The organism is Edaphobacter dinghuensis, from assembly GCF_014640335.1.
Taxonomy (GTDB): Bacteria; Acidobacteriota; Terriglobia; order Terriglobales; family Acidobacteriaceae; genus Edaphobacter; species Edaphobacter dinghuensis.
On record NZ_BMGT01000003.1, the window covers coordinates 201,105 to 223,467 of the forward strand.

The window sequence follows — 22,363 nt, forward strand, 5'->3', positions numbered from 1 at the left end:
TACTTGCTATTCGCTGCACAAGATTACTGTTCCTTTGCAGAGAATCCAGAAGGTTACCCCTTGCCAGTCCTCCGGGATGAAGGAAAGGGATGATGAGCTTGTTGTGTAAGTATTTGTATACAAGAGGCTTATCTTCGAGTTTTATCTTTTTCTCAGCTAAGGTGCGAAAAGAGGGTTTGCCTCTTGTAGAGCTATAGGGTGAGCGTGGAAGGCCCCTGCGGCGTACCTGTTGTGATTCTGCCTTGCAGTTGTAGTGACAACGTGGGAGCGTGTGCAGCTTAGAGTAGATAGGTGGGTGAGAATAAGAACGAATTGATCGTGCGTCGTTGTGCCGGAGCTTCCTTGCCGGTTTTTGTTGGGCTTCTGCTGGTCGGAGCGATGGTTGTTCTGGGGAGCGGCGCAGTGGCGCAAACTGCGACGACATCCAGCCATGCTCACTCTAAAACTGCGTCAACGGCAAAAAAGAGTACCTCTTCGAAAGAGAAAAAAAGCACTACTAAGGGAAAGAAGAGTTCCGCGCGGACGACGGTAAAAACCAGCAAGCGAGGAACCACCACCTCTGCTTCCAGTCGACGGGCAAAAAGCAGACGGACTGCCACACACAAAAGGCACCATCCCGCACCCAAGGCTACGGCGCGGAGCATCAAGCTGACCAGCGCCTTTCATGCCACGGAACAGTTGCGTCCCATGGCGCAGCAGCTAACGGCGACCCGGTCGGTGGCGGCGTACCGGGGTGTTGAGAGCTATGCACACTCCCATCCGGGGGAAGGAGCGGCTGCGGCCTATCTGGCCCTGGGACATGCATACATGCTCGACCATCGGTATGACGATGCGGCGAATGCCTATCGCCAGGCGAACCAGAGCGGCAAGGCCCTGGACGACTACGCCGACTACCTGGGGGCGCAGGCCTCCTTGCAGGCGGGCCACGGTGCCGATGCCTATGCTCTGTTGAACAACTTTGCGGAGCGGCATCCGGGGAGCATCTTCATCCCCGACGCTCCGGTGCTGCTGGCGAATGCCTATCTGCAGCAGCTTGATCCGCAATCCGCTCTGAAGGTGCTGCAACCGCTTGAAAGTACGCCACAGGCATCTCATGTAGATTTTCGCTATGCCTTGGGCCGCGCCTACCAGATGTCGAACGACACAACGCGGGCGGCTGCTATCTTCCGCAGCATCTATCTCAAGCAGCCTTTGAGCTTTGAGGCAGGTCAGGCGCGGACGCAGTTAGTCGCGATGGGAGTGCCGTTGACTGCGGCCGAACGCAAGGCCCACGCCGATCAACTCTTCAATGCCAAGCAGTATTCTGCTGCGAGCGAGGAATACCACGCCATCGCGAGCAACAGTGCCGGGCTGAGCGCGAGCGATCTGGATGTTTTGAAGATCTACTCTGCGGTGTGCGACATGAAGTTAAAGCGCATCAGCCGCAAGCAGGTGGAGGCGCTGCCGGAGACGACGGGAGACAGCGCGGCGTTGAAGCTGTACATGCTGGCGGAGCTTTCGCGCGATGAGGACGACGAGACCGGGCACGACGCGCTGATCGCTCAGATGATTCAGCGTTTTCCCAAGAGCCGCTGGCTGGAGGAGGCGCTTTATTCGGGCGGCAATATGTACCTGTTGAAGCACAATGCGCAGCAGGCGACCTATCACTACTCGATGCTGGTGAAGATGTTCCCGCAGAGCACCTATGCGCCATCGGCGCACTGGCGAGCGGCGTGGATGAACTACCGCCTGCGCAACTACTCCGAAGCGGCTCGGTTGATGGACGAGCAGATTCAGATGTATCCGGCGGGCGTGGAAGTTTCCAGCGCCCTGTACTGGCGGGCGCGCATCTACGAGGACGAAGAGCATAACTTTGGCCAGGCGGTGAACTACTACCGCACGCTGTCGACGACGTACACGAACTTCTACTATGCGAATCTGGCCCGGCAGCGGCTGAAGGTGCTGGGAGACCAGCCCGCTGTGGCCCCTTCTCCGGTGTTGAGCGCGGTTCCGCCATTGGATGTGCCGGAGTTGACGGGTGAGCTGCCGGAGAATGACATCCACCTTATTAAAGCGCGGCTGCTGGCAAATGCGGCGCTGAACGAGTACATCGGGCCGGAGATTCAGGCGAGCGAGACATCGAGCGAATGGGGCGCGCTGGCTGAGGCCGAGATCTATGCCTCATACGGGGAGTACACGCGGTCGGTGCAGTCGATGAAGCACAGCGGGATCTCGTTCTACTCGCTGCCGGTGGACCAGGTGCCGACGCTCTATTGGCATCTGCTGTTTCCGCAGCCCTACTGGCCGGACGTCGTAGCGGAGTCGAAGAAGAATGGGCTCGATCCCTATTTTGTGGCTTCGCTGATTCGGCAGGAGTCGGAGTTCAATGCCGGTGCCGTAAGCCGGGCGAATGCGTATGGGTTGATGCAGCTGCTGCCGTCGGTCGGTAAATCGCTGGCCAGGAAGCAAAAGATCAGGCATTTCACGACAAGCGATCTGCTGAATGCAAAGGTGAACCTCGAACTGGGTACGATGAACCTGAGGCAGGTGCTGGACCGGTTTGGTGGTCAGAAGGAGTACGCGCTGGCCGCGTATAACGCGGGAGACTCGCCGGTGCGGCGGTGGATGTCGAGCAATGATTACAAGGACATTCCCGAGTTTGTGGAGTCTATCCCTTACTCGGAGACCCGGGAGTATGTGCAGGCAATTCTGCGGAACCGGGAGATGTACCGGATCCTGTATCCGGGGAACTGAATGGCTGAGCTTGACTGAGATCGGCAATCGACCGGGTGAAGCCGTCGTTGGCGGCTTGGCGATTGCAACTCTTTGGTAACTTTGCTCACGATTTATGGGCGAAGGATGCCCTTTTACGGGGAAACAGAAGTACCGACTCGTAATTTTTGCCTGCCGGAGTAGATACACTGGAACGTGGGTGTGCATCCAAGGAAATATCGATGCCAAAGGTTGAAAGGTCGGTATGAGCTCGGAAAAAGTTCTGATTGTTGAAGATGAAGTTCACGCACGAAGCGGCTTAACGGAGTTGATCGAAAGCTGGGGGTATCGGGCGGAGTGCGCTGCCGATGGAATCGAAGGCCTGGAGCGGGCGGTGGAGTGGGCCCCGGCGATTGTGGTGACAGACCTGAAGATGCCGCGTATGGATGGCATGGAGCTGTTGAATCGCATCAGCGAGCTGCCGCAGCGCATCGCTGTGGTGATGCTGACTGCGCAGGGATCGATTGAGTCGGCTGTAGAGGCGATGCGGATGGGAGCGTATGACTACATCCCTAAACCGGTCGATCCTGTACGGCTGCGAACCATTCTGCATAATGCAAGCCGACAACGCGAAGCTGACGTAGAGCTGGAGGCGACGCGGCGCCAGTTGCGGGATACGGGTGTTCTGGGGCCGTTGGTGGGATCGTCTCCGCAGATGAAGGACATCTTCAACATGATCGAGCGGGTCGCGCCGTCGAATGTTTCGGTTCTGGTGACGGGAGAGAGCGGCACGGGCAAGGAGCTGGTGGCGCGGGCGCTGCACGATCTCAGCTCGCGCCGTCTGAAGCCGTTTGTGGCGGTAAACTGCGCGGCGATTCCGGAGACGTTGATCGAGAGCGAGATCTTTGGCCACGAGAAGGGTGCGTTTACGGGCGCACTCGAGCGCAGGGCCGGGTGCTTTGAGCTGGCCGAGGAGGGGACACTGCTTCTGGATGAGATCGGCGAGATGCCGGCAGGAACCCAGGCAAAGCTGCTGCGCGTGCTTGAAGACAGAAAGCTGCGGCGACTTGGCAGCAAGGTAGAGACGGCCGTGGATGTGCGGGTTGTTGCGGCGACGAATAAAGACCCGGAGCAGGCGGTGGCCAGCGGTGAGTTGCGAGGCGACCTTTATTACCGGCTGAATGTCTTCAACATTCATATGCCTCCGCTGCGCGATCATCTGATCGACGTCTCGGCAATCGCCGAAAAGATGATCGACGATATGAACGAGCGGCACCATTGCACGGTAGCGGGCTTGAAAGATTCGCTGATGACGCGCATGGAAGAGTATAAGTGGCCGGGAAACGTGCGTGAGCTGCGCAATACGATCGAACGGGCAGTCATTCTGGCGGGGACGGGAATGTTGGGGGTAGAACATCTGCCGCCGCACTTTGGAGAGCCTGGATTTGCTCCGGCGCCGACGCGGTCCAGCCGGGCAATGGGGGAGAGCGAGGCCGGTGAGGCTTCGAGCGAGATGCAGCGGTATCTGGAAGACAAAAATACCGTGCGCGTCGAGGTGGGAACGACGGTAGACGAGGCGGAACGGCAACTGATTCTGAAGACGCTGGTATCGACGCACAATAACAAGACGAAGGCTGCGGAGATACTTGGGATCAGCTCGAAGACTCTGCAGAACAAGTTGAAGGAATACCAGAGTGCGTCTACTGTTGTGACGGAGTAGCGATGCGGCTGAAGACGAAGCTGGTGGTGTCGGCTACCGGGTTGACGTTTGCGATCGTCCTCATTCTGTCGGCGTTGTTTGTGAGCGAGTTGCTGCGCCAGAGAATTGAACAGACGGCGGCAGCAAACGACGTTCTGGCGCACGAAGTATGGTTGATGACGCGGCAAGCGGTGGAGACAGGGCTGCGCGCACAGCCTCCGGTAGACAAGACAGACGCTGCTCTTCAGGTTGCGGTGACAAATGCGCTGCAGAGCAATCAGCCGCTGATTGATGGCATGAATATGGTGGTGCGCTACTCTCCTACAGTGCAGGACGTGAGTGTCACGGATGCACATGGGCTGACATTGGTGAGCACGGACCCCGATGCGTTAGATCAGCAGGCAATATCCAGGATGAGCCTGCAGAGCATACAGGCAGGGAGCATCGCGTCGCAGATGAAGATGGTCTTCGGTCAGCCGCGCGTGCTCGATATCGTGCAGGTGCTGGACCGGAACGGCAAGCCATTCCTGATGGTGCATGTGGGAGTGCGTTCGACATTTCTGCGCGCTTCGTATGAGCCGTGGCTGAAGGATGCTCTCATCTTCGCGCTGCTTGCGGCGTTGGCTGCAATGATTGCCGCCGGATTGCTGGCAAATGTGGCGTTACAGCCGATTGAGGTCATCAGCCGGAAGCTGGAGAGCTTGACTATCGCTGACCGCGATGCGCTGCCGGCTGCGAGAGGAGAGGACTCGGGCAATGATGCCGTAGTTCGCGTGTCGAAGACCATCGATCGTTTGGGACAGCGAATTCGCAGCACTGAGGAAGGCTATACGGCGTTACAGGCGAACCTCACTCAAATGCTGGATACGCTGCGTGACGGCGTGCTTCTGTTTACTGCTGACTATCGTGCAGTGATGGTGTCCGATGCTGTGGCCTATTTTCTGAACAAAACCGAAGGCGAGCTGGTGGGCAAGCAACTCGACGAGATCTTCGAGCGAGGGACGGCGTTAGGAGCGGCTGTGTTGCGAGCCTTTGCGCGCGGCGGACAAGTGAGTGCGGAGAGCGTGACCCTCGAAGACGGACGACAGGTGCAGATTTCGCTCGACCGTATCGATGACGGATTAGGCGGAAGCAGCAATATGGGAACGCTGCTGACACTGCGTGACACAGAGTCGGCGCTGCAATTGGAGCAGGAGTTGGAGGTAGCACGCAGGCTCGCAGCGATCGGACGCTTGACTGCCGGTGTGGGGCATGAGGTCAAGAACCCAATCAATGCGATGGTAGTGCATCTGGAGCTATTAAGAAGCAAGCTGGCTGGCGGTGATGCCTCGGGGTTCGCCGGAGCGCAACGGCATGTCGATATCCTGGCTGGAGAGATGCAGCGGCTGGACCGCGTTGTGCAAACGCTTGCGGACTTCTCGCGGCCTATGGAGTTGCACCTCAGGGAGCATGATCTCCGCCAGGTCGTTAATGCGGTTACCGAACTGACGGCCGCTGAGATGCAGGAAAATGGTGTGCAGGTGATTGTGAGAGCTCCGGCAGAGCCAGTGATGGTGCGCGTAGATGCCGAACTGGTGCGGCAGGCGTTGTTGAACTTGATGCTGAATGGAATGCAGGCGATGCCGCACGGAGGTAAGATGCAGTTGTTAATACGCCGCGAGCACTCGTTTGCCGTGGTGGAGGTAGCGGACGAAGGAGAGGGTATACCACCGGAGCTGTTACCGCGTATCTTTGAGTTGTACTTCACCACAAAAGCGAAGGGCAGTGGAATCGGGTTGGCAACGACGTATCGCATCTTGCAGATGCATGGCGGGGCTATGGATGTGCGGTCCGATGCAGACGCCAGTTCTCCGGAGCGGGGAACAACGTTTACGTTGCGGCTGCCAATTGCGACAGGAGCAGGAGTGGAGGGACGCAAGACGATTGCTGCGGCAACCGGTCATCAGAGAATGGGAGAGCGCGTTTGAACGTGTACGACAATATAACGCGAAGATTGATGACGGCGATCGTCTGCACAGGACTGTCATGCGGATTGACCGGGTGCCTGCATTTTCACAAGGGACCTAAAGTTCCGGTTCTGCCGCCGGTGCTGACACCGATTCCGCTCCTTACCATACCGCCTCCGGCGAATCCACCGTTGATTCCCGCGCCGGTAATTGATCTGCCGCCGATGCCGATTGCCGCAGCAGCGGCAACTCCGCGTCGCGAGCGAAGACGGCTGGCGCCTAAGAGCAGTGCTACAGCTCCTGCGGAAGAAGCTGCTCCAGAGCCAGCGACGGACGAGTCTGCTATCGGTGATTTAACTGCCGGAGGAGCAGCCAATCCGGAGGCCCAGCACGAGGCGGCGAGTTTGATCCACACGATTCAGATACGTTTGAACGGGTTGCCGCCACAGGTTGCCAGAAGACAGCGGTCGCAGGTCAATCGCGTTCGCAACTTCTGGAAGCAGGCGCAGGAGGCATTGAACTCCGGCGATGTGGAAGGTGCAACAACACTGGCCACAAAGGCGAAGCTGTTGCTGGACGATCTGGACAAACTGGGCGGAGAATAATCTCGGTCTGAAGCAGAAAGTTGAATGCCTAAAAAGCTTCAGCGCGGCAGAAGCCGCGCCGAACTCATTTAACTGTTATGGAACTAAACCTCTGCGCCGTGGCACTTCTTGTACTTCTTGCCTGAGCCGCAGGGGCAATCATCGTTACGACCTACTTTTTCTCCGGTGCGGCGAGGAGTTGCGCCGTTGCTCTCCGCACTGGCTCCGGCGGCGCGGGCGAGGTCCAACTCGCGCTTCTTCTTCTGCTGAAACTCGCGCTCGAGCGCATCGATTGTCGTGGACGGTTGCCGCGTTGGGATGGGAACCGGAGCATGCGTCGTTGATGAGGCTGGAAGCGCATTGGGATCTGCGTTCTGTACTGGAGGGCGCTGAAGCTGAGCCTGCTGCAACTGTTCTGCAGTCTCGATCGGCTTACCGTCCGGTCCGATGATCTGCATGCGGAAGAGATGACGTGCAGTGTCTTCCTGAAAGCGGAGCATCATGCCTTCGAACATGTCGAAGGACTCCTTCTTGTAGGCGACGAGCGGGTCCTGCTGTGCGTAGCCACGCAGTCCGATGCCTTCCTTCAGGTGGTCCATCGCGAGGAGATGGTCCTTCCAGAGGCCATCGAGGACGGAGAGCATCACGATGCGCTCGTGATAACGCATGGCCTGAGCGCCGAGAATCTGCTCCTTGACGTCATAGCGTTCGCGCAGCTTCTCGAAGATGGACTCGCCGAGCTCGTGACGAGTCATCTCGGTGGCGTTGATCTCGTTTTCGAGATGAGCGCCGAAGACATCGTAGATCTGGGCGAACAGGGCATCGAGCTTCCACTCGTCGGCGTGGGCCTTTTCCGGCGCGTACTCGTCGAGCAGATTCGAGAGGATCGTCGAGACGTAGTCATCGGTGATGAGCTGCTTCTGATCGACACCACCCATCAGCTGCTTGCGCAGACCATAGACGGCCTCACGCTGCTTGTTCATGACGTCGTCGTACTCAAGCACGTGTTTGCGCGACTCGAAGTTCTGGCTCTCGACCGCCTCCTGCGCAGAAGCGATGCGCTTGGAGATCATGCGGCTCTCGATGGGAACGCCCTCTTCCATGCCTAGTCGCTGCAGCAGGGTGGAAACCCACTCACGCGCGAAGATACGCATCAGATCGTCTTCGAGCGAGAGGAAGAAGCGCGAGGAGCCGGGGTCGCCCTGACGACCAGCACGACCGCGAAGCTGGTTGTCGACGCGGCGTGACTCGTGGCGTTCGGTGCCGAGGATATGGAGCCCGCCTGCATTGATGACGGCCTCGTGCTCCTTCTTGGCTGCTGCCTCGTGCGTGGCGGTGGTGGTGTCCCAGGCATCCTGCGTAGTCTCAAACTCCTGACCGGTGTAGTAGAAACGAACCATACCGGGACCTGCGACGGGCGAGATCGTTCCTTCGGCGGCAGAGACCGCACGTGCAAGATTCTTGCGAACAAGCTCCTGGCGCGCCATAAACTCGGCGTTGCCGCCGAGCAGAATGTCGGTTCCGCGGCCCGCCATATTGGTGGCGATGGTGACCATGCCGAGACGTCCGGCCTGGGCCACGATCTCAGCTTCTTTCTCATGGAACTTGGCGTTAAGGACGACGTGACGAACGCCCTTGCGCTTGAGAATCTCGCTGAGCAGCTCGGACTTTTCAATGCTGGTCGTACCCACCAGAACCGGCTGCTTGTTCTCATGCAGCTTCGCGATCTCGTCGGCCACGGCGAAGTATTTCTCCTTCGACGTGCGATAGACGACATCGGAGTTCTCGATGCGCTTCATGACGCGGTTCGTCGGAATGACGACGATGTCCAGCTTGTAGATCTTTTCGAACTCCGCAGCTTCGGTCTCGGCGGTTCCGGTCATGCCTGAAAGCTTCTTGTACATGCGGAAGTAGTTCTGGAAGGTAATTGTTGCCAGCGTCTGGTCTTCCTTGCGGATGGCCACGCCTTCCTTGGCTTCGACGGCCTGGTGCAGGCCATCGGACCAGCGGCGTCCGGGCATGAGGCGGCCCGTGAACTCGTCGACGATGATGACTTCGCCTTCTTTGACGACATACTCCACATCGCGCTTGTAAAGGCTGTGGGCTTTGACCGCGACTTCGACGTGGTGCTTGAGGTCCCAGTTCTCGGGTTCGGCAATGTTGCCGATGCCGAGCAGCTTCTCGATCTTCTCCCAGCCCTCATCGGTAATGGTGATGGCGCGCGCCTTCTCGTCGACGACGAAGTCACCGGTATACGTCTTGGTGTCGAGGGTCTCGGTCATCTCGCCCTCTTCGAGCGAGGGGATGATGGCGTTGACACGAGCGTACTTGTCGGTGGTCTGGTCTGTGGGGCCGCTGATGATGAGCGGCGTACGCGCCTCGTCGATCAGAATGGAGTCCACTTCGTCGACGATGCAGTAGTAGTTGCCTCGCTGCACCTGGTCGGCAAGCTCGAACTTCATGTTGTCGCGCAGGTAGTCGAAGCCGAACTCGTTGTTGGTGCCGTAGGTAATGTCGGCGCCATAGGCTTCGCGGCGCTGCTGGTCGTCGAGGTCATGCACGATGACGCCGACGGTCAACCCGAGGAAGCCGTAGATCTTGCCCATCCACTCGGCGTCGCGCTTGGCCAGATAGTCATTAACCGTAACGACGTGGACGCCGCGCCCGGCGAGCGCGTTGAGATAGCAGGGAAGCGTCGCGACGAGGGTCTTACCTTCACCGGTCTTCATCTCGGCGATGTTGCCGGAGTGAAGGACCATGCCGCCGATGAGCTGCACGTCGAAGTGACGCATCTGCACGGCGCGTTTGCCCGCCTCGCGGACGACGGCGAAGGCCTCGGGCAGAATCTCTTTCAGTGCAGCCTGTTCGGCATCGTAGGTGGCCTTTTCAGCGTCTTCATCCTCGGGATTGATCTTGGCCGCAGCGATGGTATCCGCGATGCGCTGACGAAACTCGACGGTTTTGGCGCGCAACTCGTCGTCGGAGAGCGCCTGAATGGTGGGCTCAAGGTCATTAATCCGCTTAACGGCTGGCAGAAGGCGCTTTACGGCGCGTTCGTTGCTGGTGCCGAAGACTTTTGCAAAAGCTTTATCGAGCAAACGAGTGTCCTTCGGGGTGCATTTTCCCCCAAGTTCTAGTGTAAATGGTGTGGAGACGGACGGACAGAGGTGTCCCAGAGTTGCGCCAGGTATCTGCTCAGGAGGCCCAGGCGCGGGATGTGCCGTTCCAAGGCAGGTTCTTCCAGACGCCATCCTTCGTTTTAAGAATGTCGAAGATACCCCCGCCGCAGAGTGAACTGCAACTATGGCCCATGTAGACAATAGTGAGCGTTCTGTCCAGATGGAAGGCTACAGGCGATAGTTGGAAGTTGGCGACGGTAACGGTCCACTCTGCTGGAAGAAGGGACTCATATAGCTTGTAGGCCTCGACATCGTTATAGGAAAGAGGCTTTTGCGATGAGGCGACGCTTTGCACGTGGAGGGCAAGGCAAAGAAAGATCAGAGCCGATGTTGCAATTGTGATCGTGTGATGACGATGCAGCATAGCGGCTCTCCTCGTGGTGAGTTTAGCGCAGATGGGATGCGTGTGTCCTCATTACTGCGGTTTGAGGTAGGCAACAAGGGGCGAGTGTGCCTTACGCAGGGCGATAACCACCGATTGAGCATTTAGCTCGGCCCCTTCGGCGCTGGTATGGGTGTGGTCTTTGGGGAAGAGCAGCGCAGTCTTTTCCTGCCCCGTAGCCTCCAGCCGATCAGCTTCCACGGTGGCCATGTCGACATAGGCGACGTGTTGCTCGGCGGCGAGCTGTTTCAACTCGGCGTCGTAGCCCATGTCGCGCTCGATCTGGGGTTTGCCGTCGGGGTCATCCTTCCAGATATTACGGATGGTCAGCGAGAGCAGGATTGGCGTGGCATTCTTGGCGCGTGTGTCGGCAATGTATTTGCGCATGTACCAGCCATAGGTATGGACGGTTTCGGTATGGCCATCAGGCAGGGTAACGTCTTTGGTTTCGTCGCCCAAGCCTTTGAGTGAGCCGCGGGCCTTGGGGCCGTTGAGGTTGCCGCCGTCATTGTGGCCCATCTGCAAAAGAACGAAGTCGCCGGGTTTCATCTCGGCGAGCACGCGGTCCCAGGAGCCTTCATTGATGAAGGTGCGGCTGCTGCGGCCGGCGCGGGCGCGATTGGCCACATTGATACGCGTGGTGTCGAAGTAATGGGCGAAGTGGTCTCCCCAGCCAAGATCAGCCTGGTTGCGTGCCGTGGAGTCGCCCACGACAAACACCGTGGGCAGATTGGGGTTCAGCGGAGCTGAAGGTGCGACCGAGGTTTGCACCGGCGTAGGCGGCGGCTGAAGAGAGTTTTGGGCAAAAGCGGCCGTGGCTGTCAGCAGAACAAGAGCAGTGTAGCGGTTGAGACGGGCGAGAGGGAGCTTGATCCTTGACATGGCGGTAAGAGTAGCTGACGGCGCTATTTAATTTCAATAGAAATAATATTTCTTATTCTTGAAACTTTTATCAGGCACGGCTGCGATAGAGATGGCATTGGACCAGATCAGGGCGTAGGCTGGCGGGTGGATTCAAGCTGATTCGACAGGGGATTGCTTATGTTGAGTTATGGGCAGAGCGCCTTTGCCATTGCTCTGGCGCTAGTGGCTTCCATGCTTTTGGTGGCGTTGCTCAATCGCTTCTGGCCGGTGGAGAACCGCAAGATCATCAACGACGTCAACGCGTGGCAGATGGGCGTTCTGGGAACGACGTATGGGGTCATCCTTGGCTTCATGCTGTTCACGGTATGGAATGACTTTCGCGCAGCGGAGATGGATGTGGCGCTGGAGACGGCGTCGCTTATCAATGTGCATCGCCTCGCGGTGGGCTTGCCGTCGTCGCAGAAGGAGATCATGCAGAAGCTGACGGTGCAGTATGCCGATGCTGCGGTCCATCAGGAGTGGCCCGCGATGCAGACGCAGCGCGAGAACCATTCGGGTGGGATCGTATTGCAGCAGATGTGGCAGACACTCACTTCGACTCAGGCGGAGACGCCGGGGCAGGTCAGCAGCCTGGACCACATGACAAGCGCCATGAGCAACTTGTCGGAACGGCGAAGATTGCGCGAGGAACAGCATGAGAACAGCCTGCCTGCCGTTCTATGGGTGTTATTGATTGTTGGCGGGATTGCAACGGTCGTTTCTTCATGCCTGTTAGGTAACGACAAAAGATGGCTCCACTATGGCCAGGTGCTGGCGCTGACGTTTGTAGTCTCGGTGACGCTGGCGGCGATTGCGGACCTGGCAAGGCCCTTTGAGGGCGCGGTTGCCGTAGCGCCGACGCCTTTGCAGCGCGCGCTGGTGATCATGCAGCAGAGCGCGCCGCAATAGGGGAGGCGATTTGCCGCTGCGGTTTTAGAATGGGTGATTGAGGTGAGTTATGGGGATGAGTGACGAGGCGTTTGAGGTGATGTGTCCGGATTGCGGTGGGATGTTGAAGATCGATCCCGTGACGCGCGCGGTGATCGCGCATACGCCGGCTCCTCGGAAGAAGATGTTCGAAGACTTTGGCGAGGCGGCGCGGGCGCTGCGCGAGAGCGATGAGCGGCGCGACTCCATCTTTGCGCAAAGCGTGGAGGCGCAAAAGAACAAAGACGATGTTCTGGCAAAGAAGTTTGCTGAGGCGGTCAAAAAAGCCAAGGAAAGCCCGCTGGGAGAACGTCCGCTTCGGGATTTTGATCTGGACTAAAAACCGATTTCAATCGGTGCGAATGTTTACAAAATGACGGTTGCTGCCGTGCGCGCGCTCGGGATAATATTCAGCCTGATCAGGAGCTCGTTACCATGCGTCTCTCGTTGTCCCTGTCTCTCTGCCTTCTTTTCACGCCTGCCATACTCAGCGCCGCCAGCAGAAATCCTGCCGATTACCCTCTGCGCATCCACATCTTTGGTCGCAATCAGACGACCTTCTATTCCATGCGAAGTGTCGACGAATCGAAAGGCGATGGCCGTGCGAACCTCTTTGAGAACGGCGAAGCCCGGGGAGTCGATTTCAACTATTCCTGCTCGGACAAGTTGAGGGCTTCTTTTGGCTATGAGACCTATCCGGCGAAGTGGAAGAAGCCGGGGCGGGAGCTGATCGTTCTGATGCCTGTGTTCGGGCGGTCCAACGCCTATTGGACCTGCAATCTTCAAACCGACGTCAAAAGCTTTGCGTATGCGACGCACAATGGCAGGATGAACTCTGAGCCGGTAGAAGCGTTCAAGACCTGGATGGTCAATCACGATTATGACCCGGAGCATGGCAAGGATGTCCCAACGAAACGGGAACCGTCGGCCGCTGAGGCTCCGCCGTCCGCTCCGCCGCAACAGTAACTTCTTTGTCTGTTGGGGCCATCTATTTTGTGGCGCGGTAGACTGAAGAGATGCCACCGATCTTAAATGCGCAGGGCTTGACCAAGGCCTTTGGCGCGACTCCCTTGTTTCGTGATATCTCATTTACCGTCTCCGATGGAGACCGCATTGGGCTGATTGGGCCGAACGGCGCAGGCAAAAGTACGCTGCTGAAAGTGCTGGCTGCTGAAGAAGACGCGGATACGGGCGATGTTGCGCTTCGTAAGCGGGCACGTGTCGGCTACGTCAAGCAGGAGTCGGAGTTTGCCGCCGGGCTGACGGTGCGCGATGTATTGGAGGCTGCGCTGAAGCGTGCGCATGTCTCCGAGGCAGAGCGCGAAGGACGGCTGCGCGAGACAGGTGGGCGAATTGGATTTCCATCGCTGGAAGTAGAGGCGTCGAAGTTGAGTGGAGGCTGGCGCAAACGGCTGGCCATCGCCGAAGCCGTGGTGAGCGGGCCGGATGTGCTGCTGCTGGACGAGCCGACGAACCATCTTGATCTGGCGGGAATTTCGTGGCTGGAGGGACTGCTGAATGAGGCTGCTTTTGCTTGTGTGCTTGTCAGCCATGATCGTTATTTTCTTGAGAATGTGGCGACAGAGATAGTCGAGCTGAACCGCGTCTATGCGGACGGTCTGCTGCGCGTGAAGGGGACTTACTCGAAGTTCCTTGAAGGCAAAGAAGCTTACATGGAGGCGCAGACCAAGTTGCAGGATGCGCTGAAGAATCGTGTGAAGATCGAAGTCGAGTGGCTGCGACGCGGACCAAAGGCTCGTGCGACGAAGGCGAAGGCGCGAATCGACAACGCGAATGAGCTGATCGGGCAGTTGAAGGAAGTCAATTCACGCGTGCAGACGGCGACTGCGGGAATCGACTTTTCTGCGACGGAGCGGCAGACGAAGCGATTGGTCGAACTCGAAGATGTGAGCATCACGCTGGGCGACAGAAAGATCGTCGAAGGGCTGAATTTTCTGATCACCTCAGGAATGCGTGTCGGTCTGGTTGGACCGAATGGCAGCGGAAAGACGACGCTGCTGCGGCTGCTGACAGGAGAGTTGGAGGCTTCTGCCGGTACGGTGAAGAAAGCCTCGATGCTGAAGATTGTCTACTTCAGTCAGATGCGCGAGCTGGATGAAGGCGTTACGCTGCGGCGCGCGCTCGCTCCGGATTCGGACTCGGTGGTTTATCAGGGACGCGTGGTGCATGTGGCGAGTTATGCGACGAAGTTCCTGTTCACCAGCGAGCAACTGAACCAGCCGGTAGAGAGATTGAGCGGTGGTGAGCGCGCGCGAGTGCTGATTGCGAAGTTGATGTTGGAACCTGCGGATTTGCTGCTGCTCGATGAGCCGACGAATGATCTCGACATCGCCACGCTCGAAATTCTTGAAGAGAGTTTGCTCGAGTACACAGGCGCGCTTGTATTAGTGACCCATGATCGTTACATGTTGGACCGCGTATCCACTATCGTGCTGGGACTTGATGGCAAAGGCGGAGCCGAAAGATTTTCGGATTACGCACAGTGGGAGCAGTGGCGCGGCGTAAAGATTGAGGAAGCAATTGCTCCTGAAGCTACCGGAAAGGCGGTTGCTTCCGTTACACCAGCGGCCCCTCCAGCAAGCGGGAAGAAGAAGCTGTCCTATCTCGAAGCTCGCGAATTTGCCGGAATCGAAGCTGCGGTCGAGGCTGCTGAGGAACGGTTACAGGCTGCGCGCGAAATGATGGAGCGGCAGGATGTGGTGATCGACGCAACCAAGCTGACCGCAGCGCTGGCAGAGATGGAGACCGCGCAGACGGCTGCGGATGGTCTCTATGCGCGATGGGCTGAGTTGACGGAAAAGGCCGGTTAGAGCAGTTTCTGGGTCAGCTTGATGGATGTTGTCTGAAACTCAAATGTTGGGTCGGCTCAGCCTCCCATGCCTTCGTCGGCGGATGGGCCGTAGAGTGCGGGGACGGGAATGTCGTTGAGACGGAGATAGACGCCGAGCTGCGCGGTGTGGTGGATGAGGTGGTTGAAGAACATTCCCCGGAAACAGAAAGAACGAGCGCTGTTGGAGATGACCTGTTCGCCGAAGCTGAACTTCCAGATCTTCTGCATGTGTTCGTCAGAGGCTGCAGCGAGCGAAGCACGGCACTTGGCCGATGATTCGTCCAATAATTTAAGCGCGGCCTCGCGGGTGGTGAAGACCAGCGGGACGTGCGGACGCTTGGGTGCTGCGAGGTCCATGCTCTCGTCTTCGATGATGTAGTGGCCGAACAGCGGCAGGCTGGCGCAATGCATCGCCAGCTTGCCGAGAGGCATGGACTTTTCGTGACACTTGAAGTCGTTCTTGCCCTCTGGGACGCGCTCAAGGGTGCGGCGCGTGTTCGAGATTTCGATGTCGTAGTCCTGAAGCAGAACTTCTGCGATGGTCATAGATTTCTCCCTGAAGGTTAGAGTCCAGTGATGTTATAGCCGCAATCGACGAAGGTGATTTCGCCCGTGATTCCGCTGGAGAGGTCGCTGGTAAGGAAGAGTGCTGTGTTCCCGACTTCGGCGACTTCAACGTTACGGTGAAGCGGGCCGCGCTGTTCGACGGCATTAAGGATTTGGGTGAAGTCGCTGATACCGCGAGCGGCGAGGGTCTTGATGGGACCGGCGGAGATAGAGTTGACACGGATCTTCTTGTTGCCGAGATCGGCGGCGAGATAGCGGACGGCTGCTTCGAGTGCGGCCTTGGCGACGCCCATGATGTTGTAGTTGGGGAAGACCTTGGTTGAGCCGTAGTAAGTCAGGGTAAGGATCGAACCGCCTTCGGTCATCAGCGGCTCTGCGGCGCGGGCCAGCGCGATGAGCGAGTAGGCGCTGATGTCGTGCGCCACGCGGAAGTCCTCGCGAGTCGTCTGGAGGACGGTGTTCTTGATGTTGGGCGCAAAGCCGATGGAGTGGACGAGGATATCGAGCTTGCCGTAGGCGGACTTGAGTTGTTCGAAGACTTTGTCGATGTCGGCGTCGATGGAGACATCGCACTGGAAGGTACGTGCGTTGGGCAGATCGGCGGCAAGTTCTTCGGCGTCGCGCTGAAGGCGCTCGTTCTGGTAGCAGATGGCGAGCGACGCGCCGGCTTCGGAGAGCTTCTGGGCGATGCCCCAGGCGATGCTGCGCTTGTTGGCGAGGCCGAAGACGACGGCTACTTTGCCTTTGAGATCGATCATAGTGTCATGTGCTCCTGTTAGATATCGATGGTTAGGATAGCAGTGAGTGAGGCGAATACGCACGTGGGCGAATGCCGCTGGAGCAAATCTGATGCTAGTGGCGACTAGCTGGGATTGTTCGGCGCTGTAACCGCTGCGGGAATTTCTACATCGACAGTTGGCGGAATCACACGGCAGCAGTTGCGTCCGGCACGTTTCGCTTCGTAAAGAGCGGCGTCGGCGCGGGCGAGAATGACCTCCGCTGACTCGAACGGCACAGCCTGCGTGACGCCGATGCTGAGGGTGATGGGAAGCTCCGGCCGAGGGTGCGGGAGTGCGCGAATGGCTTGTTGGATGCGTTCAATAATCTTTGTTGTGTCTTGATAGCTGACCTGGGGAAGCACAAGAAGAAACTCATCGCCACCATAGCGGCCGACGTAATCGTAGTCGCGCAGGCGGGAAGAGATGGCATGAGCTACCTCGCGAAGCGCTTTGTCGCCGGCCGCGTGGCCTTGCGTGTCGTTGATGGCCTTGAAGTGGTCGAGGTCGATGAGGGCGATCGAGGGAGCCATGCGTGTGCGCTTGGCAGAGCCGAGTTCGATGGCGAGCTTCTGCTCGATGCCGCGCCGGTTGAGCGCGCCGGAGACAAGGTCCTCGAAGGACTGGCTTTCAAGGGCGTCCATGAGCTCTCCGCTTAACATAAGCAGAAAGAAGAGCCCGATGATGCAGACAAGAATTACGTTGATGACAAGAACGGAGCTTTGTATGAGGTTCCGCTGCATAAAATCGGCGGGCGAGCCGTAGAGCAACGTGAGTACGACGCGGGCCACACCCATCAGCGTGTAGGCAGCCATAATGGCGGCGAAGAGCTTCAGCAGCGATCGATCACGGGCGTAGCGGAAGAGCTCGATGGTCATGAGAAGCCGGATAGGAAAGATGGCGGCTTCGCAGATGATGATGCGCGGGACGGTCTCCTGATGAACAAGGGTGTAGTAAATCATCGGCGGGACCGAGAGAGCGATCACGGCCCAGACGAAGGCGAGCCAGATTCTGCGCTGGTCGTCGAAGAAGCGAAGCAGACCTTGGTAGAACAGGGCAAACGCCGAGAGGATCAGAGCATTGGCGAGGACAACCGATGCAAGATCGGAGATTGCGCCCCGAGCGATAAACAGGCAGCAGCCGACGACTCCAACGGCAAAGCCAAGTGAAAATGTCCGTGCGCCGCGCAGGCGAGGGTGCGTGTGCTTCATGCCAAGAAAGACGAGAGCGAGCACGCTGCTTGTGAGTATCTGACAGCCGATCAGAGTCCGATTGTCGATCCACGAAAGCAGAGACATTCCATTGGCGTCTCCTTTCGAACGCCATCGGTTAAAGTCTATCCAGATAGGCGGCTATCGATGACGAGACTTAAGTTGTAGTGCTGCTTCGTTTGGATGGCCTAAGAGAGCGTGAGCCAGTCGTACTGGGCGTCGGTCAGAGGCACGACGGAGAGGCGGAACTGGCGAAAGAGGATCGAGTCCTTGAAGACGGCGGACTGGCGAATGTCGTCGAGCGACTTCTCGTGCTTCAGCCGTTTGACCGGCTTGATGCGGACGTTCGGATTTTTAGGATCGGTGGCATCGACCGAGACGACCTTGGCCGTGCCGATGGCGGCCTTGCCGATGTTGGAGTGGTAGATGACCAGCTTTTCACCGGGCTTCATGCCGCGCAGGTAGAGCAGGGCCTGATTGTTCGAGATGCCGTCCCATGTGGTCTCGCCGTCGCGCAGGAGATCGTCGTAGGAGTACTTGTTCGGTTCGGTCTTCAGAAGGTATGGCATGTGGGCTCCTGTGTTCGCTCGGATTGCTGGTGAGGAAGAGGTACCTCCCCCCTCCCCGTACTTAAGTCCTAAAGTCTTCAAAAGAAATGATATAGGTCTGGACTAGTCTGGACCTGGTCTGGATCTGATTTTGGACTAGTCTGTGCCTATGACGATTCTCTGTTGGAGATACTCCATGGAAAAAGTCCTGGAATGCGGGGACTTCTTTTGTGATCTCAGTTTCAGTTTAGCGGATGGAAGGAAACTCATTTGCAGATTTCAGCGAGTCTATTTCTCTTCTTATGTGCAGGTTATGAGATTGGGGGCTTGACAGGTTTTAAGGGGGGAGGGGTTGTGGGAAAAGATGCGGTAACGAGCTACAAGGCAAAATACAGGGGTCTCTCCACTTCGCTTCGCTTGCACCCCAACGAGCAAGCTCGTCGGGGACCCGGCAACTCCGGTCGAGATGACGTGATTTAGAGCGGTTCTCCTTCAGATGCCGTTTTGATGATTTGAGCGAAACGCAGATTCCCTTCGGGAATGACAAGCAAAGGGTCTGGCAGGCTCGGATGAGGTTTTTCTTATCTTTTCCAGCGGCCGGTGGCGGGATAGTTGCATGACGCTTCTATGGGGCAATTGGTAGGAGGTGAAATGCACATTCATGGCCACCCGATGACCTTCAATGCGGTCGATCTGTCCTCAACCCGGGCTGCGGAGAAGGCAGCTTCTGCTCAGCGGGCTGCCGATGTTCGCGGCCAGTTGCTGCGAAGCGGCCTCGATACTGAGGGCGAAGTGAATTCCTTTGAGAGCTTTATGGTGGATAAGGAATGGGAGAGAGGTTCCCGGCAACAACCGAGCCAGAATCGGAGACGGGAGCCAGCCAATGGGAGACAGCCACAGCCGACTGAGCAGGAGGCGGACGAGCCCTTATCGTTCTGGGCTTGAGGTTGATTTTCATTGACATGCATTCCTTTGTGGGAATATATAAAGCAGGATAAGCGCGGGAATGCCATGTGGATGAAGGAGAAGTTCTGATCCGTGAAGAACCTTTTTGAACCAGCGACGGTGGAAGAGATCAAGGAGCGGATGTCGCATCTGAGGCCGGACAGCGAGCGTTTATGGGGCAAGATGAACGCGTCGCAGGCGGTAGCGCACTGCACGCGAGGGATGGAGCTGGCTACCGGTGACAGGCGTCCGCCGCGGATGCCGGTGGGGCGAGTCATCGGTTGGATCATCAAGCCGATAGCATTCAAGGAAAGTGAACCCATGCGGCGGAACTCGCCGACGGTTCCAGAACTGATTGTGGACGATGAACGGGACCTGGCGGTGGAGCGGGAGCAGTTGAACAGGATTATTGACCGGTTTGCCGCAGCCGGGCCAGAGGGATGTACGAGCCATCCGCACAGTTTTTTTGGAAAGCTGACGCCGGAGGAGTGGTCGGCGTGGATGTACAAGCATCTGGATCATCATCTGCGGCAGTTTGGGGCCTGATGCCGTTCGACTTGGCAACGTTCTGCTGCCTTTTATCCCATGGGATGAAACGAGTCCAGTAAGGCGACGAAGAGCACCCCAAAGAGGATGACCAGCAGAATCCACCAACGATCAAACCATGACTCTTTTTCACGAGAAGAACTCATAGCAGCGTTCTCCTTTTATGGTCCGCAATCGTGCGTCCTGCCAGGTAGGATGCGATGTGGGCTGGGCTAGCCGCCCAGATCGAGCAGGTGGACCTCGCTGACCGGCTGGTTGAGGAAGGCGGAGCCGAGGCGCTGGAATTTTTCAATCGAGTCGGTCGCGTAGAAGCGGCTGGTGGCCGGTGCGCCGTTGGGGTTGGGTGGGAAGTATGCGGCTACGTCGGCGGCGGTGGCGGCGGCGGAGTCGATGATGGTCATGGGGTGGTTGAGCTCGGCGAGGGTGCGCTCGATGAGCGGCTGGAGCAGAGGGTAGTGGGTGCAGCCGAGCAGGAGGGTTTGGGCGTTGGGAGCTTCGGCGAAGGCTTCGTTGAGATAGATGCGGAGGACTTCGGCGGTGACGTGGTGGTCGATCCAGCCTTCTTCGACCAAGGGGACGAGCAGTGGGCAGGCCTTTTCGGTGGCGGCGAGGCCGAGGGCGTTGAGCGATTGGGCGTAGGCGTGAGATTGGGTGGTGGCGGTGGTGGCGAGGACTAGGACTGATTTTGGAGTCGAGGGAGAGGCTTCCGAAGTAGCGAGGGCGGCTTCGGCTCCGGGTTGGATGACGCCTACGACGGGGATGGGCATGGCCTGCTTGATGTCTTCGAGGGCGAGGGCGCTGGCGGTGTTGCAGGCGATGCAGAGCAGGTCGGCGCCTTGTTCTTCGAGAAACTTTGCGCTGGAGACGGCGTAGCGGGCGATGGTCTCACGGGACTTGGAGCCGTAGGGCAGGCGGGCGGTGTCGCCGAGGTAGATGTAGCGCGCGCCGGGGATGAGGGGTAGCAGATCGCGCAGGACGGTGAGGCCGCCGAAGCCGGAGTCGAAGACGCCGATGGTGGGATTGGGGGGAAGGAGCTTTGCTGGCTTTTCGGTCATGGCTAGGGTGTTTCCTGTGGGTTGGGTGCGGCTTCGGGCTGGGGTGGTGTGGGGGTTGTCGTGGTGTCGATGGCGGGATAGATGCGCTTGAGGTCGGCGTGGCCGGCGAGGGTGTCGTGGGGCTGGCCGTCGACGAGGAAACGGACCTCGGTGAGTTGAGGGAAGGCGGCGTGGAGGGTTCCGATGATGGAGAGCAGTGTGAGGTTTTCGACCTGGATGCCGGAGGGGTGGTTCTCTACGAAGGAGCCGTGAAGATTGACGACGGCCAGTTCGCCGGTTGGTTTTGTGGAGTGGGTAGGAGCGGCTTTTTGTTGTTCGGGTAGGCCGGTGGTTTCGCTGAGGGTGTTGGTCGGCGTTGGCGTGGTGATGGGCAACGGGAGAAAGAAGACGTCATCGACGGCGGGGCCGCTTTGCAGGACGTGAGCGGAGGTGGGGAGGGAGTATTCGCCGAGCAGATGATCGAGCAGGGCGCGGGCGCGGAGGGTTGGATCTTGCGGCAGGGCGATCTGCTGCTGGTCGGGCGCGATGGAGCCGTCGGCGTCGTTGGCGAGGTAGAGGGTGACGTCCTGCGTGCTGGCGGTGGTGGGCGCGGCGATGGGGGTGGCGTCGTTGAGCGCGGTGAGGCGCTTATGTGCCTGTCGGCAGCCGTGAATGAGGAAGGCGGCCATGAGAAAGATGCCGCCGACGAGGCTCCAGAAGAGGATGCGCTGGTAGCGGGGGATCATTGCGCGGCTCCGTCGGGGGTAGCTGTGGTTTCGGTACGCCACTGGGCGAGGGCGGCGACGATGGCTTGTGCTGCTCGCTGCTGGTAGCTGGGGTCGGAGACGGGAGTGGGGGTCGCCGATCCGTTGGCCAGCGGTGCCAGCTCGATGGCGATGGCGGGGCAGATGAGGTTATCGAGCGGAGGGACGGAGGCCTGTTCGAGGATGACGGGGAGCTTGGCCTGGAGGAGGGAGACGCCGATCTGGTTGGCGATGAGGCGGCTATCGGGGACGGAGGCGGCCTGAGCGGTGTTCCAGTGGAGGATGCGGGTGGGATGTGCTGGCGGCGTGAGGGTAGAGGTGAAGAGGTGGATGCCGGAGCCGCTGCTGGTGGCGTGGAGGATGAGGCAGACGGCGGGGTGGTCGTGGTTGGCGATCTCGGCGCGCTGGTCGGTGGTGAAGGCGGCGGCGGGGTCGGAGGTACGGGTGGAGATGACGGCGAAGTTGTTCGCGGAGAGCAGGGCACGGAGCCGGTTGTTGAAGGCGAGGGTGATGTCTTTTTCGAGGAGGTCGTTGGGGAGGTGGGCTCCGGTATCGGGGCCTCCGTGGGCGGGGTCGATGAGGACTAGGGTGCGCTTGGGCGTGAAGGGAACTGTCAGTGGAGGCTTTGGGGCTTGGGGTTGGGCTGGCTGAGGGGTTTGGGCGAGGGACACGAGGCTGCTGAGGCTGAGCAGGATGGCGGCGGCGAATTGCTTCCGGGGAGGAGTCAATGGATTGAGTTGATTGTAATTGGTTGGGATGACGGGCGTGGTTGAGGGTGTTGATTCCTTGTCAATGTGAGAAGGTAGGCTT

The 22,363-nt window shown here is 58.6% G+C and carries 20 protein-coding genes; 10 read left to right on the plus strand and 10 right to left on the minus strand.

Annotated features, from left to right (window positions below; all coding sequences use genetic code 11):
• The first annotated feature begins 342 nt into the window (after positions 1 to 342).
• From IEW09_RS12715 to IEW09_RS12730, 4 genes are all read left to right on the plus strand, one after another.
• Entirely contained in the window at positions 343 to 2,733 is a 2,391-nt protein-coding gene (locus IEW09_RS12715; RefSeq protein ID WP_229739297.1) for a lytic transglycosylase domain-containing protein, read from the plus strand.
• Positions 2,734 to 2,956: 223 nt separating this feature from the next.
• Positions 2,957 to 4,411: a sigma-54-dependent transcriptional regulator gene (locus IEW09_RS12720; protein ID WP_188554595.1), complete on the plus strand. Its 1,455-nt coding sequence runs from the start codon at positions 2,957 to 2,959 to the stop codon at positions 4,409 to 4,411.
• Positions 4,412 to 4,413: 2 nt separating this feature from the next.
• Positions 4,414 to 6,357, plus strand: a complete 1,944-nt coding sequence (locus IEW09_RS12725; protein WP_188554596.1) for a sensor histidine kinase — start codon at positions 4,414 to 4,416, stop codon at positions 6,355 to 6,357.
• Positions 6,358 to 6,359: 2 nt separating this feature from the next.
• Complete coding sequence (locus tag IEW09_RS12730; protein WP_188554597.1) at positions 6,360 to 6,941, plus strand: hypothetical protein; 582 nt, start codon at positions 6,360 to 6,362, stop codon at positions 6,939 to 6,941.
• A gap of 83 nt (positions 6,942 to 7,024) precedes the next feature.
• Here the strand turns inward: IEW09_RS12730 and secA are convergent, their stop codons facing one another.
• The 3 genes from secA to IEW09_RS12745 form a co-directional block, all read right to left on the minus strand.
• Positions 7,025 to 10,018 carry a preprotein translocase subunit SecA gene (gene secA, locus IEW09_RS12735; protein WP_188554598.1) on the minus strand — a complete coding sequence of 998 codons (2,994 nt, stop codon included), beginning with the start codon at positions 10,016 to 10,018 and terminating at the stop codon, positions 7,025 to 7,027.
• 97 nt (positions 10,019 to 10,115) lie between these two features.
• The gene (locus tag IEW09_RS12740) at positions 10,116 to 10,463 is read right to left on the minus strand and encodes a hypothetical protein (protein ID WP_188554599.1); all 348 of its coding nucleotides are present in this window, start codon (positions 10,461 to 10,463) and stop codon (positions 10,116 to 10,118) included.
• A gap of 51 nt (positions 10,464 to 10,514) precedes the next feature.
• Positions 10,515 to 11,363, minus strand: a complete 849-nt coding sequence (locus IEW09_RS12745; protein WP_188554600.1) for a rhamnogalacturonan acetylesterase — start codon at positions 11,361 to 11,363, stop codon at positions 10,515 to 10,517.
• A gap of 159 nt (positions 11,364 to 11,522) precedes the next feature.
• Between IEW09_RS12745 and IEW09_RS12750 the strand changes: the two genes are divergently transcribed.
• From IEW09_RS12750 to IEW09_RS12765, 4 genes are all read left to right on the plus strand, one after another.
• The gene (locus IEW09_RS12750) at positions 11,523 to 12,293 is read left to right on the plus strand and encodes a bestrophin-like domain (protein WP_188554601.1); all 771 of its coding nucleotides are present in this window, start codon (positions 11,523 to 11,525) and stop codon (positions 12,291 to 12,293) included.
• Between the two features lie 49 nt (positions 12,294 to 12,342).
• Positions 12,343 to 12,651, plus strand: coding sequence for a hypothetical protein (locus IEW09_RS12755; protein ID WP_188554602.1), 309 nt, complete (start codon positions 12,343 to 12,345; stop codon positions 12,649 to 12,651).
• Between the two features lie 95 nt (positions 12,652 to 12,746).
• The gene (locus IEW09_RS12760) at positions 12,747 to 13,277 is read left to right on the plus strand and encodes a hypothetical protein (protein WP_188554603.1); all 531 of its coding nucleotides are present in this window, start codon (positions 12,747 to 12,749) and stop codon (positions 13,275 to 13,277) included.
• A gap of 50 nt (positions 13,278 to 13,327) precedes the next feature.
• Entirely contained in the window at positions 13,328 to 15,142 is a 1,815-nt protein-coding gene (locus IEW09_RS12765; protein ID WP_188554604.1) for an ABC-F family ATP-binding cassette domain-containing protein, read from the plus strand.
• Positions 15,143 to 15,198: 56 nt separating this feature from the next.
• On the opposite strand, the gene IEW09_RS12770 is transcribed toward IEW09_RS12765, so the two are convergent.
• The 4 genes from IEW09_RS12770 to IEW09_RS12785 form a co-directional block, all read right to left on the minus strand.
• Complete coding sequence (locus tag IEW09_RS12770; RefSeq protein WP_188554605.1) at positions 15,199 to 15,708, minus strand: DinB family protein; 510 nt, start codon at positions 15,706 to 15,708, stop codon at positions 15,199 to 15,201.
• A gap of 17 nt (positions 15,709 to 15,725) precedes the next feature.
• The gene (locus IEW09_RS12775; RefSeq protein ID WP_188554606.1) at positions 15,726 to 16,487 is read right to left on the minus strand and encodes an enoyl-ACP reductase FabI; all 762 of its coding nucleotides are present in this window, start codon (positions 16,485 to 16,487) and stop codon (positions 15,726 to 15,728) included.
• Positions 16,488 to 16,591: 104 nt separating this feature from the next.
• On the minus strand, positions 16,592 to 17,803 hold the full coding sequence (locus tag IEW09_RS12780; RefSeq protein WP_188554607.1) for a GGDEF domain-containing protein: 1,212 nt from the start codon (positions 17,801 to 17,803) through the stop codon (positions 16,592 to 16,594).
• A 101-nt stretch (positions 17,804 to 17,904) separates the two neighbouring features.
• Complete coding sequence (locus tag IEW09_RS12785) at positions 17,905 to 18,285, minus strand: EVE domain-containing protein (protein ID WP_188554608.1); 381 nt, start codon at positions 18,283 to 18,285, stop codon at positions 17,905 to 17,907.
• 630 nt (positions 18,286 to 18,915) lie between these two features.
• On the opposite strand from IEW09_RS12785, the gene IEW09_RS12790 reads away from it, so the two are divergent.
• Positions 18,916 to 19,209: a hypothetical protein gene (locus IEW09_RS12790; RefSeq protein WP_188554609.1), complete on the plus strand. Its 294-nt coding sequence runs from the start codon at positions 18,916 to 18,918 to the stop codon at positions 19,207 to 19,209.
• A 93-nt stretch (positions 19,210 to 19,302) separates the two neighbouring features.
• Complete coding sequence (locus IEW09_RS12795) at positions 19,303 to 19,755, plus strand: DUF1569 domain-containing protein (RefSeq protein ID WP_188554610.1); 453 nt, start codon at positions 19,303 to 19,305, stop codon at positions 19,753 to 19,755.
• 212 nt (positions 19,756 to 19,967) lie between these two features.
• Here the strand turns inward: IEW09_RS12795 and murI are convergent, their stop codons facing one another.
• The 3 genes from murI to IEW09_RS12810 are packed head-to-tail and all read right to left on the minus strand — an operon-like array spanning position 19,968 to position 22,281.
• Positions 19,968 to 20,810, minus strand: a complete 843-nt coding sequence (gene murI / locus IEW09_RS12800) for a glutamate racemase (RefSeq protein ID WP_188554611.1) — start codon at positions 20,808 to 20,810, stop codon at positions 19,968 to 19,970.
• Between the two features lie 2 nt (positions 20,811 to 20,812).
• Complete coding sequence (locus IEW09_RS12805) at positions 20,813 to 21,535, minus strand: GerMN domain-containing protein (protein WP_188554612.1); 723 nt, start codon at positions 21,533 to 21,535, stop codon at positions 20,813 to 20,815.
• Positions 21,532 to 22,281 (minus strand): N-acetylmuramoyl-L-alanine amidase family protein, encoded by a 750-nt coding sequence (locus IEW09_RS12810; RefSeq protein WP_188554613.1) that lies wholly within the window; start codon positions 22,279 to 22,281, stop codon positions 21,532 to 21,534. The genes IEW09_RS12805 and IEW09_RS12810 overlap by 4 nt, the downstream gene beginning before the upstream one ends.
• Positions 22,282 to 22,363: the final 82 nt, after the last annotated feature.